This window comes from Telluribacter roseus (assembly GCF_017355915.2).
Classification (GTDB): domain Bacteria; phylum Bacteroidota; class Bacteroidia; order Cytophagales; family Spirosomataceae; genus Telluribacter.
This window is the reverse complement of the sequence record NZ_JAFEUV020000003.1, coordinates 655,706-669,770: the sequence shown is the minus strand read 5'-3', so window position 1 is coordinate 669,770 and position 14,065 is coordinate 655,706. Positions and strand designations below refer to the sequence as shown.

Genomic DNA, 14,065 nt, shown 5'->3' with positions numbered 1-14,065 from the left:
GATGTTATACGAGTCTGTTGTCTTTGAAGTGTCCGGTCCAGCGCCATACGCTGTACAGCAGGGCAGCCGTGGCCGCGAAGGAGAATACAGCCGTTCCGAAAGGTACTGAGCGCGTATCCTCGATATTGATATCAACGGCCCGGTGGTGGTACAGGTACACCATCAGTACCGTAAAGCCATTATTGACAAAGTGAGCAAAAATAGCCAGCGACAGCCTGCCCGACCAGAAGTACAGGTAGCCAAACAAGGCCCCCAGCAGCAGGCGCGGCAAAAAGCCGTAAAACTGGATATGGATAGCGCTGAAGATAGCCGCCGTCACCCATATAGCCAGGTGCACATTGGACCACGACTCGGCCAGCTTCCGCTGCAGTACCCCCCGGAAAAGTACTTCTTCGCCGATGGCCGGAATGAGCGCGATCACCACCAGCGCTATGATCAGCTGGGGCAGGCTCTCAAACTCCGTCAGAAACTTCGTCAGGCGTGCCAGCTGATCTTCCTTGCCTTTCATCCAGTTTTCAAGTCCCTGCAGGCTGTGGGGGAACTTCATCCCGGCATTCCACTCGATGATCAGACTGTTGAATGGCATGAAGGCAATCACCAGTATCAATACCAGCAGCCATATGCGGCCGTTGGCCTCTTCCTTAAAATTAAAATCATCGTTTTTGCGCCGCTCAATGTAGTACCAGTACATCAACGAAGGCACCAGAAAGGTAAACAGATGAGCGGTACTCTGCAGGATCATCAGAGCGTACCAGCCATTGGGTACCTGCTGGGGATTCTGGAGTAGAGTACTGACTACGTCCATTGAAAAGTCACCCTGCGTAGCCAGATAGGCCACCAGCAGGAGAGCCGCCAGGATATTACCTACCGACATACCAATCAGGATAAATCCTATCAGTACCAGTAGACTTCGCCAGGTATTGGGCACGCGCGAACGTACCGGGGGATGGTTAGTTTCTGCCATAATTGGTGTAAATTTACGGCTAATTTCATATCCGAGAACAAGTTTCTTCAGTGAGGTGTTTGAAATAGTAGTCTGCCGGAACCAGCGGAGGTACCGGACGAGTTAAAAATAATCTAACAAATTAGTCATAGAATGGTAAAGATAGGGCAAATCGAACTGGGTGAGTTTCCACTGCTGCTGGCTCCAATGGAGGACGTCAGTGATCCCCCGTTTCGTGCCGTGTGTAAGGAGAATGGGGCAGATCTGATGTATACGGAGTTTATTTCGTCAGAAGGCCTGATACGTGACGCCGCCAAGAGTGTACAGAAGCTGGATATATTTGAGTATGAGCGTCCGATAGGGATACAGCTGTTCGGTAGCGATGTCGAAACCATGCGCTCGTGCGCCCAGATTGCCACCAAAGCCGGTCCGGATTTGATTGATATTAACTACGGCTGTCCCGTTAAGAATGTGGCCTGTAAGGGAGCCGGAGCGGCCCTGCTTCAGGATATTCCGAAGATGGTACGGATGACCGAAGCCGTTGTAAAAGCCACCCACCTGCCGGTAACGGTAAAGACGCGACTGGGCTGGGACGAAAGCACAAAAAATATTGAGGAAGTAGCCGAACGCCTGCAGGATATAGGCATACAGGCCCTGACGGTACACGGCCGCACGCGTGTACAGATGTACAAGGGATCGGCCGACTGGACCCTTATTGCCAAAATCAAGGAAAACCCACGGATCAAGATTCCTATATTCGGGAATGGTGATATTGATACCCCCGAAAAAGCCCTCGAGTACCGCAACCGCTACGGCATAGATGGCATCATGATCGGACGGGCTTCCATTGGGTACCCCTGGATCTTCAACGAGATCAAGCACTACTTCCGGACGGGCGAAATGATGGCCCCTCCTACCCTGGCACAGCGGGTAGAAGCCTGCCGCAAACACCTTGAGTTCTCGGTACGCTGGAAGGGTGAGATGACGGGTATCCTGGAGATGCGCCGCCACTACACCAACTACTTCAAGGGACTCAACCACTTCAAGCCTTATCGCATGAGGCTGGTCGAGAGCCTGTCGTACCTCGAACTAAATAGTATTCTGGACGAAATCTCTGATGTATTTAGCCAGGCCGAACCTGTCACTGCATGAGTAGCATCACCACCTTCCCCAAATCCAGGACCGACTCCCCCCTGATTATCTGGGGGCTATTGCTGTTCCTGGCCCTGATCTGGGGAAGCTCATTTATCCTGATCAAAAAGAGCCTGCAGGTATATAGCGTGGCGGAGGTGGCAGCGGGCCGGGTGTTTCTGGCTTTTGTTTTCTTTCTGCCGATACTGCTACGTTCCTACAAAGAGGTACCGCGTCCTCTATTCAAGTACCTGTTCCTGTCAGGGCTGCTGGGGTATCTGCTGCCGGCCTTTTTGTTTGCGCAGGCGGCCAAGCACATCAGCAGCGCCATGGCTGGTACCCTCAATGCCCTCAGCCCCATGTTTACCATGCTGATAGGTACTTTGTTTTTTGGTCAGCGCCCCCGGTGGATGCAGGTACTGGGCCTGCTTATTGCGCTTGGCGGGGCTCTCATGCTCATCCTGACCCGAAGCGGCTCATCCTTGTCCGTGGCTAACCCCTATGCTCTTTTTGCGGTAGCCGCTACCGTATTTTATGGCACCAACATCAATATAGTAGCCAGGCATCTGAGTGGTTTGTCTGCCGTGGTGTCCACTGCCTGGATTTTTGCGGGAGTAGGGCCACTGGCTCTGGGCATCCTGTTCTCTACCAGTTTTTTTGGTAAGATGTCCAATCCGGCCTATCTGCTCCCTTCCTCGTTCCTACTGTGCCTGGGGGTATTGTCGTCCGGCCTTATGTCCATCCTTTTCAACCGGCTCATCCAGCTTTCCAGCGCCGTATTTGCGTCCTCCGTAACCTACCTGATGCCCATCGTGGCCCTGTCGTGGGGTATCCTGGACCACGAGGCGGTAGGTGTGCAGCAGTGGATGGGCACCCTGGTGATCCTGGTGGGCGTGTACCTGATCAACCGGAAACGAAAAATGTATCCGCCCCCCGCTCAGATACCCCCATCCCCCAAAGAAGAACCTATTGTTTAATCATCACAAACTATACTACATAGCCCATGCTCAAGATCACTGTTAATGAGTCAGACACATACGAACTACGCCAGGATAAAGACCAGTGGTGGCTGGGAGACACCCCTTTTGACGGCAACATCGTCGATCTACAAGACAAGCGTTACCACGTGATCTGGAATGACCGGTCCTACAATATCGAAATAGTGGAATCGGACCGCGCCGCCAAGACCTGTACCCTGCGTATCAATGGCCAGTTGTACACTACTTCGGCCAAAAATCGTTTTGACCTTCTGCTCGAAAGCATGGGGATGAGCAAAGCCGCTGGTACTAAGGTAAATGATGTCAAAGCCCCCATGCCCGGCCTGATCCAATCGGTTAGTGTACAGGTAGGTAATGAGGTACAGAAGGGCGATACCCTACTGGTACTGGTGGCTATGAAAATGGAAAATGCCATCAAAGCTCCCGGTGAAGGCAAGGTAAAGGCGCTGCGTATAAATGCGGGAGATAATGTGGAAAAGAATCAGGTATTGGTAGAGTTTGAGTAAATAGCTTGTAATTCTGCCCCCCCTGTCCTTATTTTTACGAATCCATTCCAATACTTACATCATGCCGGAACCTAAATACAAACGTATTCTTCTAAAACTTAGCGGGGAAGCCCTAAATGGTGGTGACAAAACCCAGGTAATAGACTTCAATATCCTTGATACCTACGCCAGCGAAATCAAGCGCGTAGCCGAAACCGGCGTTCAGATAGCCATTGTGATTGGCGGAGGAAATATTTTCAGAGGTGCATCCGTTGAAAAATCAGGTATTGACCGTGTACAGGGCGACCATATGGGTATGCTGGCTACTGTGATCAATGGCATGGCCATCCAGAGCTCGCTCGAGAAGCACGGCATGTACACACGGCTGATGTCGGCCATCAAGATGGAGCAGGTAAGTGAGCCGCTGATTCGTCGCCGGGCTATCCGACACCTTGAAAAAGGCCGGATCGTTATATTTGGTGCAGGTACCGGTAACCCCTACTTTACTACCGACACGACCGCCAGCCTGCGGGCTATTGAGTCCGAAGCAGACGTAGTACTCAAAGGTACCCGCGTGGATGGTGTGTATACGGCTGATCCGGAGAAAGATCCCACCGCTACCAAGTACGACCGTCTGACCTTTGATGAAGCGCTGAGCAAGAATCTGAAAATAATGGATTTGACTGCCTTTACGCTTTGCAAGGAAAACAACCTGCCCATCATCGTGTTTGACATGAATAAGAATGGTAACCTGTATGACCTGGTTATGGGTGCATCAGTAGGTACACTGGTAGCCAACGAATAACAGCGTAACTTCATAAATAACTATTTAACCAAACCTCATGGAAGAGATAGAATTATATCTGGAAGACGCCAAAGACACCATGGAAGGAGCCCTCAAGCACCTGAACATCGAATTGACAAAAATTCGGGCAGGAAAGGCTACTCCCCAGATGCTGGATGGAATTCAGGTAGAGTATTACGGCTCAATGTCTCCGCTACATACGGTAGCCACTATCAATACACCTGATGCCCGTACTATTGCCATCAAGCCTTTCGAAAAACACATGATAGGTGAGATCAACAAAGCAATCCGTAACAGCAACCTCGGTTTTTCTCCCTCAAACGATGGGGAGCTTATCCGTATCAATATACCACCGCTGACCGAGGAGCGCCGTCGGGATCTGGTTAAGCGCGCTAAGCAGGAGGCCGAGACTGCCAAGATCAACATCCGTAACATCCGTCAGGACGCCAATAACTCCATCCGTAAGCTTACCAAGGAAGGTGTTTCGGAAGACGAGGTAAAGGTAGGAGAAGAGCGGGTACAAAAGATCACCGACAGCTACATTGCCCGAGTTGAGCAGGTATTTGCTGCCAAAGAAAAGGATATCATGGAAGTGTAGTACTATACACTACTTATATAAAACAAGAAGGCTCTTCCCGGATGGAAAGAGCCTTCTTGTTTTAAGGCTTTATCAGCAACAAACTGTTACTAGTTATTCAGTACCAGGTCATACTCCCGGAAGATCTGGTGTACGGCCTTGGTTACATGGTCAGTGTTCTTATCAAAGGCATTACCATCGGTAAGTCCGCTGGCGTATCCCTGCCATACTACTACACCTTTCTTGGCATCAACCAGCTGGATCATAACTGTACCTTTATCAAAGTAGTACTGCTTACCCCGATCAGTAGTACCTGTAGTATTGTGCGTACGAGTTATAAGTCCCAGATTGTTATTACGAACTTCATTGGCACCCCAGTAATTGGCATCACGGAAATATCCCTCATAGCCCGTCATTTCAACAGGCTGATCAAATACGCGGAAGTTTACCAGAATGTCCGGATTCTGGCTGTCCATTTTGTACTCACGAGCGGCTAATTCATGCGCAACGGCATCTCTTATGGCAGTCTTGAAGATGGCATCATTCACAGCATAAGCCAGGCTTTGGGCTGAATTAACCTGCTGTGCCCATGCAAAGGTTTTGTACTTACTAAACGGCGCGGATAAATCCTTGTCTGACTCTACCCGGTAGTTTGTGTTCTGTGCTAGTATAGGTGTCGCGACAAAGGCTAATAGTACTACAAGTGCTTTTTTTAACTTTTTCATGATAGTATTCATATTTTAGTTCAACATCATTTAAGAGCTTTGCAATCACATATATACGTTAACACGCTCATTATCATAGATCAAAGCTCGTCTTAGATAGATAAAAAGTCGTACCTAAGCTATGTAAACTATATAAATAAAGTTGTTTAAAGCCTAGTGTCCCTCCTGGTCTACACCCGTACTGCGTAAAGTACTCCACGCCCTGTCTGGCACGATCCTGATAGACAAATAATAAAAAAGCCTCCCATAGTGGGAGGCTTTTCCGGATGTATTAGTACCGTTTTGACTGTACTTAGTCTTTCTTGAATTCTGCAAAAGCCCTGTGTCCGGCTTCCTCATAGAGGCGGTCTTCCGGTAGGTTCCTGAAGTAATCATAGGTAATACGGAGTCCTTCTTCACGACCTACTTTAGGTTCCCAACCCAGTATTTCCCTGGCCTTGCTAATGTCTGGTTGACGCTGCTTGGGGTCGTCCTGTGGCAGTGGCTTGTAAATCACCTTCTGACTGGTACCGGTTATTTTGATGATTTCCTCAGCAAACTCCCCGATCGTAATCTCAGCCGGATTTCCGATGTTGACCGGATACGGGTAGTCACTCTTGAGCAGGCGATAGATACCTTCTACCAGGTCATCGACGTAGCAGAACGAGCGGGTTTGTGAGCCATCACCAAATACCGTCAGGTCTTCGCCCCGCAGAGCCTGTCCGATAAAGGCAGGCAGTACACGGCCGTCGTTCAGGCGCATGCGTGGTCCGTAGGTATTGAAGATACGAACGATGCGCGTCTCCAGCCCGTGGTAGCGGTGATAAGCCATGGTAATAGCCTCCTGGTAGCGCTTGGCTTCGTCGTAGCAGCCACGCGGCCCGATAGGATTCACGTGTCCCCAGTAGTCTTCGGTCTGTGGGTGTACCAGCGGGTCACCGTATACTTCCGAGGTAGAGGCTATGATAAACCGTGCTCCTTTGGCCCGGGCCAGCCCCAACAGGTTATGCGTACCCATTGCACCTACTTTCAGCGTCTGGATGGGGATCTTAAGGTAGTCAATGGGACTGGCGGGTGAAGCAAAATGCAGGATATAGTGCAGATCGCCAGGTACGTGCACAAACTTGGTTACATCATGATGATAGAACTCAAAATTAGGGTTCGGCATCAGGTGCTCAATGTTGCGCATGTCCCCCGTAATGAGGTTGTCCATGCCAATCACGTAGTGGCCTTCCTTAATAAAGCGATCGCACAGGTGCGACCCTAGAAATCCCGCTGCTCCGGTTATAAGTACGCGTTTCATTAATAAAAGGTATGGGTAGAATATGAGAATTAAATTCTTACAAAGTGGGCTCAGCCTGATTGACTACGGCATTCACCGCCTCACGACCTATTGAGTAGTAGGTATAGCCCTGCTCACGCATGACATCCAGCTCGTACAGGTTACGTCCGTCAAAGATCACCTTGTTCTTCAGCAGGCGTGTCATCTTCTCGAAGTCCGGCGTGCGGAACTGCGGCCACTCCGTGAAGATCATCAGTGCATCGGCATCATCCAGGGCCGCATAGGGCGTATGGCAGTAGGTAATCTCCGGCAGCTGGCGCTTCACATTCTCCATTCCCTCCGGATCATAAGCCGTCACGTTGGCTCCTTCGGCCAGCAGCGCCTTGATGTTCTCCAGGGCCGGTGCCTCACGGATATCATCAGTATAGGGCTTGAACGCCAGTCCCCATACCGCAATGGTCTTGCCACGTAGCTCGCCGCCGAAGTACTCCTTCACCCGTGGCAACAGCTTCTTCTTCTGGTCTTCGTTCACCTCCATCACCGATTTGAGGATGCGGAAGTCGTAGTCATAGTCTTCGGATGTCTTAGCCAGCGCCTGTACGTCCTTGGGGAAGCAGCTACCCCCGTAGCCGATACCGGCAAACAGGAAGCGCTTGCCAATGCGGCTGTCGGTACCAATACCACGGCGGATATCATCCACGTTGGCTCCTACCTTCTCGCACAGGTTGGCGATCTCGTTCATGAAGGTGATCTTCATGGCCAGGAAGGAGTTAGCGGCGTACTTGGTCATCTCGGCTGAGCGCTCGTCCATGAAGATCACCGGGTTGCCCTGGCGCACCAGCGGCGCGTAGAGCTTCTCCATCACCTTCTTGGCCTTGTCTGAGGTAGTACCTACTACCACGCGGTCGGGCTTCATGAAGTCTTCCACGGCTACACCTTCGCGCAGGAACTCCGGATTGGAGACTACGTCAAATTCTACCTTAGCATTCTGAGCGATAGCCGCGCGTACTTTCTCGGCGGTACCTACGGGTACGGTACTCTTGTCTATGACTACTACGTATTGATCTAGTATGGGGCCCAGGTCATTGGCTACCTGCAGGATGTATTTCAGATCGGCAGAGCCATCCTCACCGGGAGGGGTAGGCAGCGCCAGGAAGATCACCTGTGCCCCGGCGATACCTTCGGCCAGGTTGGTGGTGAACTTGAGGCGTCCTTCGGCCACGTTGCGGTCGAACAACACGTCCAGGCCGGGCTCGTAGATGGGTATCTTACCGGCGTTAAGGCGGGCTACTTTATTTTCGTCGATGTCTACGCAACATACCTGGTTTCCGGTTTCGGCAAAACATGTTCCGGTTACCAGCCCTACATAGCCGGTACCTACTACTGCGATCTTCATATCTTGTTGATTAGTTTGATAAGTGTGAGATATTATATTACAACTGTCCTCTAAACTATTTTTTAGGAATTGTTTCCTTAACTCTGCCCAAAAATAGTTGTTTTCTACAGATTTCAAACCTCCGTTCATCACTTATTAGCAAGCGGTTTATCAGCATTTTAAGTGTCATTTTTACAGGAAATCGCCTTACGGAGTATTATATAATGCTTACCAACAAAGCAGTCTTAAAATCGTTATATTGTTGCAAGCAAGCTTCATCCATAACGCATCAACATTCTAAAAAGAAGCAACCATATGACAACCGAAGTAGCCGAAAACCAAGCCCTCATTGAGCAAACGGTTCGTGACTTTGCCGAAAGATATATACGTCCTCATATACGCGAATGGGACGAAGCCCAGCACTTTCCGGTTGAGGTCTTCCATAAACTAGGAGAAGTAGGGCTCATGGGTGTGCTGGTACCTGTGGAGTACGGTGGCGCTGGCCTGGGGTACCGCGAGTACGTGGCCGCCATCGTAGAGCTGTCCAAAGTAGACCCCTCCATCGGTCTTTCGATGGCGGCTCATAATTCCCTTTGCACCAATCATATCCTGATGTTTGGTAACGAAGATCAGAAGAGCAAGTACCTGCCCAGGCTGGCTTCGGGCGAATGGATTGGTGCCTGGGGCCTCACTGAGCCCAATACCGGCTCTGACGCTGGTAATATGCGTACCGTAGCCGTGCGCGATGGAGACCATTGGGTACTCAATGGCTCCAAGAACTTCATTACCCACGGAAAGAGTGGCAACGTAGCCGTAGTAATAACCCGTACCGGCGAGCCCGGTGATAAACACGGAGCCACCGCTTTTATTGTAGAAAGAGGTACTCCAGGATTTTCGGCGGGCAAGAAGGAGGATAAACTGGGAATGCGGGCTTCCGAAACCGCCGAACTGATCTTTGAGGACTGCCGTATACCCGACAGCCAGCGCCTCGGCGAAGTAGGTGACGGATTTATCCAGTCGCTTAAGATCCTGGACGGGGGGCGAATTTCTATTGCGGCCCTGGGAGTAGGTACCGCCTGGGGCGCTTACGAAGCAGCTCTGGCTTATTCCAAGGAACGCAAACAGTTCGGACAGTCTATTTCCAAGTTTCAGGGGATTGCCTTCAAGCTGGCTGATATGTATACGGATGTACAGGCCTCTACCCTGCTTACGTACGATGCCGCCGATCGCAAAGACCGGGGCGAAAAGGTAAGTCTGGCCAGCTCTGTAGCCAAGTACCACTCCTCCGAAACGGCCGTCAGGGTAGCCAACGAAGCCGTACAGGTATTCGGCGGCTATGGGTTTATCAAGGATTATCCCGTTGAGAAGTTCTACCGCGATAGTAAGCTCTGTACCATTGGTGAAGGTACCAGTGAGATACAGAAGCTGGTTATTTCAAGAGAGATACTTAAAGACTAAACTACTACCGGTGCCGTCATATAACTATGACGGCACTCTTGTTTTTACTCCTTACCATTTATCCACGGAGCGTACCGACAACCCTACACCCGGGTCGCTTATCCGACACTAGTTGTAAGCTTACAACTCCCTCACTACTTTCGTATCAATACAAACCGGACTAACCCCTCTTAACCTATGATCGCTTTATATGTACTACTGGCTTTAGTGATTCTGGCCGTTTTGATGACGGTAAAGGTAGTTCCCCAGCAAACCGCCTACGTGGTAGAACGCCTGGGTAAGTTTTATGCTGTTCTTCAGCCAGGTATCAACTTCATTATTCCATTTTTTGACCGTGTTGCCTATAAGTATACCTTGAAAGAGGCAGCCATAGATATTCCCGAACAGATCTGTATTACCAATGACAACGTACAGGTACGGATGGATGGCGTTATTTTTATTCAGGTCATTGATCCTAAAAAAGCGGCCTACGGAATTGCTGACTACACCTTTGCCGTAACCCAGCTGGCCCAGACTACCATGCGTAGCGAAATAGGTAAGCTGGCGCTGGACAAGACATTTGAGGAGCGTATGACCATCAACCGGGCCGTAGTAGAGGCCATCGACGAAGCGGCTACGGGCTGGGGAGTGAAGGTACTACGCTACGAAATCAAGAATATTACGCCTCCCCAGAGCGTGCTGATGGCTATGGAAAAGCAGATGCAGGCCGAACGAGAGCGCAGGGCGGTCATCCTGCAATCAGATGGAGAAAAGCAGGCGGCTATTAATGTGGCCGAAGGACAAAAACAGAAAGTAGTACTCGAATCGGAAGGTTTGCGCGCCCGGGCTATCAACGAAGCCCAGGGAGAGGCTTCGGCTATTCTTTCGGTAGCAGAAGCTACGGCTGAGAGTATACGACTGGTAGCACAGGCCATCCAAACTGAAGGCGGCATGGAGGCGGTCCAGCTGAGGGTAGCCGATAACCTGGTGGATCAGTTCGGAAAGTTGGCTAAGACAAATAATACGCTTATACTTCCGGCCAACTTCGCGGATATGGGCTCACTTATTGCTGCAGCTATGAGCGTAGTAAAATCAGAAACCAAGAAATAAAGGGCTCTACCTTTTGACAGGCGGCCCTCAACAGGTCGTTCGTACACTTTTACCAATATAAGGATTATGGATTTATCACTTCCGCACATATGGCTGATCATCGGGCTACTGATGCTGTTCGCGGAATTAGTAAGTGTAGTGCTCGTTTTTGCTTTTTTCGCGATTGGAGCCTTACTGACAGCTCTCCTGGCCGCTTTAGGTATAGCGCCGGATCTGGACTCGCAGCTGATTGCCTTTTCGCTGACTTCGCTACTGTCCCTGTTGTTTTTCAGGAAGAAAGCCCGGCAGCTTCTCGACAGCCGGGGGAAGAGCCAGGAGTATAACGAGTACGCCGGCGAAACGGCTATGGTCATCAAAGATATACCCGCTACGGGTGAAGGACGTATATTTTACCGGGGAGCCGAATGGACCGCTATTTCGGCCAATCATTCTCCCATCGAGGCGGGTAGTAAAGTAGTTATCCGCCGGACGGAAGGTATCAAGCTGATCGTAGAGGAATCGTGAGTAGAGGAGGAAAGGTATAAAGGAGGAAGGGAGAAAGGTACTGTAGTGGGAAGTGCTGCTACGAGTTGTCTTACTTATACCTCTTAAAAAATGAACGGGTGCCTGATTTAGGCACCCGTTCATTTTTTGGTTTCTACTACCCTATTTCTTCAGGGCTTCCTGCACCGGTAGCCCCACCGCACCATCCGGCGGCAAGATGCGCAACAGGGCCGATATGGTAGGCGCTATGTCAGCAATGGTGGTGCGACGCAGGGTTTCACCTTTGTTCACTCCCCATCCGTACAGCAGGAAGGGCACGTGGGTATCGTAGTTGTAGGGCGAACCGTGGGTAGTACCGGTCATTCCGCCCGAGAACCAGCCTGGCTGCGGAATAATCTGGATATCCCCACTCCGTTTTACGTTGATCCCATTCTTATACAGCTCGAGCTGGTAGGGGTTCAGGTGTGACTCCCCCAGCTCTCTGATGTTGAGTACATCGGCAATACCGGGCATGGGTAGCAGGGTTTCCCGCACTACATCATATACATCCTCCACTCTTACCTTCTTATCCTTAAGTACCTTGGGGTCCAGGTAAAGCTGATAGTTTTCGCTGGCGCGTACGTACTTGCCTTCGCCAAACTTATCGGTCAGAGCCTTGTTAACGGCCGCATTGATCTTGGTTGCTTCCAGCAGACCGGCCGGCAGGCGATGCTCCTGCCAGAACGCGGGCACATCCATCACCCCGTGGTCAGCCGTCAGGAACACCGTAAAGTTGCCTTTGCCTACCCAGCCATCCAGGAAAGTAAAGAAATCAGCCAACTCCCGGTCGAGACGCAGGAATATATCCTGCTCTTCGATGGAGTTAGGCCCATAGGCGTGGCCTACGTAGTCAGGGGTAGAGAAGCTAACCGCCAGAAAATCCGTAAAAGCTCCCTTACCCATATTCTCCCCTTTCACTGCCGCGATCGCTATATCCTTGGTCATGGTGTTTCCCCAGGGTGTAGTGGCAATCACTCCGAAAGCATCACCGGCAATACCGGCCAGTTCGTACGGGAATACCGGCTTGGCCGCTCCGGTCAGCTTGCGTTCGTAGGGTTGATCGTCGGGGGTACTTTCGACGTACTGGTCAATCGGCAACAGGGTGTTCCAGCCGCGCTTGAGGTACTCCGAAGGGAGCTTCCGGGCGTTAAAGTCCTTTACCCACTGGGGTAGCTCAGTACCGTAGAAGGTACTTGATATCCAGTTTCCTGTTTTGGAGTCAAACCAGTAGGCGCCGGTGGCGGTATGTCCGGCGGGCAGAATAGCGCCCCGGTCCTTAATGGCTACTCCGACGGTCTTGGAGCGGAAGTTGGTACCAATCTGCAGCTGATCCGTTACGGTACTGGTCAGCAGGTTACGGGGCGACATCTTACCGGCAGTAGTATTGGTGCTACCAATGGTAGTTACGGTACTATCCTCTACGCAGTATACACCCTGCCCGGCTATGGGATCATACCACTCGTTTCCGACTACCCCATTGATGGCAGGTATAGAGCCGGTATACACAGCCGCATGACCGGCCGCGGTTACTGTGAGGGCATAGTTGTAGTGGTTATTACGGCAGTTGAAGCCTTCATTCATTAGTCGTTTGAATCCTCCTTCACCGTATTTATCATAAAAGCGGTACAGGTAGTCGTAGCGCATCTGATCTACTACGATACCTACCACTAGCTTAGGACGAGCCAGCGGGGAGGGACTAGTATTGGGGGTTGATTTCCTTGCCGTCTGAGCAGCAGCCGAACCCACCAGAGCCAGGCTTACCATCCAGTAGCAAAGTACTTTTACATAATTACTTTTCATCAGGTACTGAAATGTTGGTGATTGTGACGTTAAAGTTAGGGGCTATCATTCAGAAAAAGGTACATTCAGGGTAACTTAATGATAAAATGAAGCGATAATACCTTAGCTACCAAACCAATCGCCTGGACACTGCGTTTTGAAGGCAGTAGATTATACACCTTCCATGCAATCACTACCACGCATAGCACCCGTACCCATTGGCTATAAGGGCCTCCTCATCGCCTGCACCGTCCTGCTGTTGTGGATGGTGAGTCTGGTGTACCTGCTGCACTATCCCGTCGACTTCACGGATCCGCTGGTGTACCTGTTGGTGCTGGTACAGATGCACCTCTATACGGGTGTATTTATCACGGCTCACGATGCCATTCATGGCGTAGTAGCTCCGCACAACAAGCGCCTCAACGGGGCCATCGGCTGGCTGTCGGCTACGCTTTTTGCTTTTAATGATTATAAGAAGCTTTCTGGTAAGCACCACCTCCACCACCGGCACTCAGGTACCGACGATGATCCGGACTTTCATGAAGGCAACGCCTCCTTCCTGGCCTGGTACTACAGTTTTCTGAAAGAATATATATCGTGGAAGCAGATCCTGCTGATGGCAGTGACCTATAACCTGTTGAAGCTGGTATTTCCGTGGGAAAATCTGGTGGTATTCTGGATGGCTCCGGCGGTACTCAGTACGTTTCAGTTGTTCTTCTTCGGCACCTACCTGCCCCACCGCGGCGAGCACCACAACCCGCCCCTCAACGCCCGCAGCCAAACCCTCAACCACACCTGGGCGTTTCTGACGTGCTACTTCTTTGGCTACCATATGGAGCACCACGCCTACCCCTACCTGCCCTGGTGGAGGCTACCCAAGGCCCGTGAGCTGACTCATTCCATTACCCAGAAATAAA

General features: G+C 50.9%; 14 protein-coding genes. 9 read left to right on the top strand and 5 right to left on the bottom strand.

The features are described from left to right. Positions 1 to 4 precede the first annotated feature (4 nt). On the bottom strand, positions 5 to 964 hold the full coding sequence (locus tag JTN23_RS08925; protein ID WP_247234022.1) for a CPBP family intramembrane glutamic endopeptidase: 960 nt from the start codon (positions 962 to 964) through the stop codon (positions 5 to 7). Between the two features lie 132 nt (positions 965 to 1,096). Between JTN23_RS08925 and dusB the strand changes: the two genes are divergently transcribed. The 5 genes from dusB to frr all read left to right on the top strand — a co-directional run bounded on the left by dusB (position 1,097) and on the right by frr (position 4,960). Continuing rightward, on the top strand, positions 1,097 to 2,095 hold the full coding sequence (gene dusB, locus JTN23_RS08920) for a tRNA dihydrouridine synthase DusB (RefSeq protein WP_247234020.1): 999 nt from the start codon (positions 1,097 to 1,099) through the stop codon (positions 2,093 to 2,095). Further along, a complete protein-coding gene (locus JTN23_RS08915) occupies positions 2,092 to 3,051 on the top strand; it encodes a DMT family transporter (RefSeq protein ID WP_247234018.1) in 960 nt (319 codons plus the stop codon). The genes dusB and JTN23_RS08915 overlap by 4 nt, the downstream gene beginning before the upstream one ends. Before the next feature lie 26 nt (positions 3,052 to 3,077). Beyond that, positions 3,078 to 3,578, top strand: a complete 501-nt coding sequence (locus JTN23_RS08910; RefSeq protein WP_247234016.1) for an acyl-CoA carboxylase biotin carboxyl carrier protein subunit — start codon at positions 3,078 to 3,080, stop codon at positions 3,576 to 3,578. A gap of 61 nt (positions 3,579 to 3,639) precedes the next feature. After that, positions 3,640 to 4,362: a UMP kinase gene (gene pyrH, locus JTN23_RS08905; protein ID WP_247234013.1), complete on the top strand. Its 723-nt coding sequence runs from the start codon at positions 3,640 to 3,642 to the stop codon at positions 4,360 to 4,362. A gap of 37 nt (positions 4,363 to 4,399) precedes the next feature. Beyond that, entirely contained in the window at positions 4,400 to 4,960 is a 561-nt protein-coding gene (frr, locus tag JTN23_RS08900; protein WP_247234011.1) for a ribosome recycling factor, read from the top strand. An 89-nt stretch (positions 4,961 to 5,049) separates the two neighbouring features. Here the strand turns inward: frr and JTN23_RS08895 are convergent, their stop codons facing one another. The 3 genes from JTN23_RS08895 to JTN23_RS08885 all read right to left on the bottom strand — a co-directional run bounded on the left by JTN23_RS08895 (position 5,050) and on the right by JTN23_RS08885 (position 8,321). Beyond that, entirely contained in the window at positions 5,050 to 5,664 is a 615-nt protein-coding gene (locus JTN23_RS08895) for a DUF4136 domain-containing protein (RefSeq protein WP_247234009.1), read from the bottom strand. 292 nt (positions 5,665 to 5,956) lie between these two features. Then, complete coding sequence (locus JTN23_RS08890; protein WP_247234007.1) at positions 5,957 to 6,946, bottom strand: UDP-glucuronic acid decarboxylase family protein; 990 nt, start codon at positions 6,944 to 6,946, stop codon at positions 5,957 to 5,959. Positions 6,947 to 6,983: 37 nt separating this feature from the next. Beyond that, complete coding sequence (locus JTN23_RS08885; protein WP_247234005.1) at positions 6,984 to 8,321, bottom strand: UDP-glucose dehydrogenase family protein; 1,338 nt, start codon at positions 8,319 to 8,321, stop codon at positions 6,984 to 6,986. A gap of 294 nt (positions 8,322 to 8,615) precedes the next feature. Here JTN23_RS08885 and JTN23_RS08880 point away from each other — a divergent pair, with 294 nt between their 5' ends. The 3 genes from JTN23_RS08880 (at position 8,616) to JTN23_RS08870 (ending at position 11,351) form a co-directional block, all read left to right on the top strand. Beyond that, the gene (locus tag JTN23_RS08880; RefSeq protein ID WP_247234003.1) at positions 8,616 to 9,758 is read left to right on the top strand and encodes an acyl-CoA dehydrogenase family protein; all 1,143 of its coding nucleotides are present in this window, start codon (positions 8,616 to 8,618) and stop codon (positions 9,756 to 9,758) included. A 177-nt stretch (positions 9,759 to 9,935) separates the two neighbouring features. Continuing rightward, a complete protein-coding gene (locus JTN23_RS08875) occupies positions 9,936 to 10,847 on the top strand; it encodes an SPFH domain-containing protein (RefSeq protein ID WP_247234001.1) in 912 nt (303 codons plus the stop codon). Positions 10,848 to 10,913: 66 nt separating this feature from the next. Then, a complete protein-coding gene (locus tag JTN23_RS08870; RefSeq protein WP_247233999.1) occupies positions 10,914 to 11,351 on the top strand; it encodes an NfeD family protein in 438 nt (145 codons plus the stop codon). A 141-nt stretch (positions 11,352 to 11,492) separates the two neighbouring features. On the opposite strand, the gene pafA is transcribed toward JTN23_RS08870, so the two are convergent. Beyond that, the gene (pafA, locus tag JTN23_RS08865) at positions 11,493 to 13,169 is read right to left on the bottom strand and encodes an alkaline phosphatase PafA (RefSeq protein ID WP_247233997.1); all 1,677 of its coding nucleotides are present in this window, start codon (positions 13,167 to 13,169) and stop codon (positions 11,493 to 11,495) included. Between the two features lie 163 nt (positions 13,170 to 13,332). Here pafA and JTN23_RS08860 point away from each other — a divergent pair, with 163 nt between their 5' ends. Continuing rightward, on the top strand, positions 13,333 to 14,064 hold the full coding sequence (locus tag JTN23_RS08860) for a fatty acid desaturase (RefSeq protein WP_247233995.1): 732 nt from the start codon (positions 13,333 to 13,335) through the stop codon (positions 14,062 to 14,064). Position 14,065: the final 1 nt, after the last annotated feature.

Bases quoted from the DNA above. Each gene is read 5' to 3' on its own strand.
- JTN23_RS08925 (WP_247234022.1), bottom strand. From the start codon at position 964: ATGGCAGAAACTAACCATCCCCCGGTACGTTCGCGCGTGCCCAATACC.
- dusB (WP_247234020.1), top strand. From the start codon at position 1,097: ATGGTAAAGATAGGGCAAATCGAACTGGGTGAGTTTCCACTGCTGCTG.
- JTN23_RS08915 (WP_247234018.1), top strand. From the start codon at position 2,092: ATGAGTAGCATCACCACCTTCCCCAAATCCAGGACCGACTCCCCCCTG.
- JTN23_RS08910 (WP_247234016.1), top strand. From the start codon at position 3,078: ATGCTCAAGATCACTGTTAATGAGTCAGACACATACGAACTACGCCAG.
- pyrH (WP_247234013.1), top strand. From the start codon at position 3,640: ATGCCGGAACCTAAATACAAACGTATTCTTCTAAAACTTAGCGGGGAA.
- frr (WP_247234011.1), top strand. From the start codon at position 4,400: ATGGAAGAGATAGAATTATATCTGGAAGACGCCAAAGACACCATGGAA.
- JTN23_RS08895 (WP_247234009.1), bottom strand. From the start codon at position 5,664: ATGAAAAAGTTAAAAAAAGCACTTGTAGTACTATTAGCCTTTGTCGCG.
- JTN23_RS08890 (WP_247234007.1), bottom strand. From the start codon at position 6,946: ATGAAACGCGTACTTATAACCGGAGCAGCGGGATTTCTAGGGTCGCAC.
- JTN23_RS08885 (WP_247234005.1), bottom strand. From the start codon at position 8,321: ATGAAGATCGCAGTAGTAGGTACCGGCTATGTAGGGCTGGTAACCGGA.
- JTN23_RS08880 (WP_247234003.1), top strand. From the start codon at position 8,616: ATGACAACCGAAGTAGCCGAAAACCAAGCCCTCATTGAGCAAACGGTT.
- JTN23_RS08875 (WP_247234001.1), top strand. From the start codon at position 9,936: ATGATCGCTTTATATGTACTACTGGCTTTAGTGATTCTGGCCGTTTTG.
- JTN23_RS08870 (WP_247233999.1), top strand. From the start codon at position 10,914: ATGGATTTATCACTTCCGCACATATGGCTGATCATCGGGCTACTGATG.
- pafA (WP_247233997.1), bottom strand. From the start codon at position 13,169: ATGAAAAGTAATTATGTAAAAGTACTTTGCTACTGGATGGTAAGCCTG.
- JTN23_RS08860 (WP_247233995.1), top strand. From the start codon at position 13,333: ATGCAATCACTACCACGCATAGCACCCGTACCCATTGGCTATAAGGGC.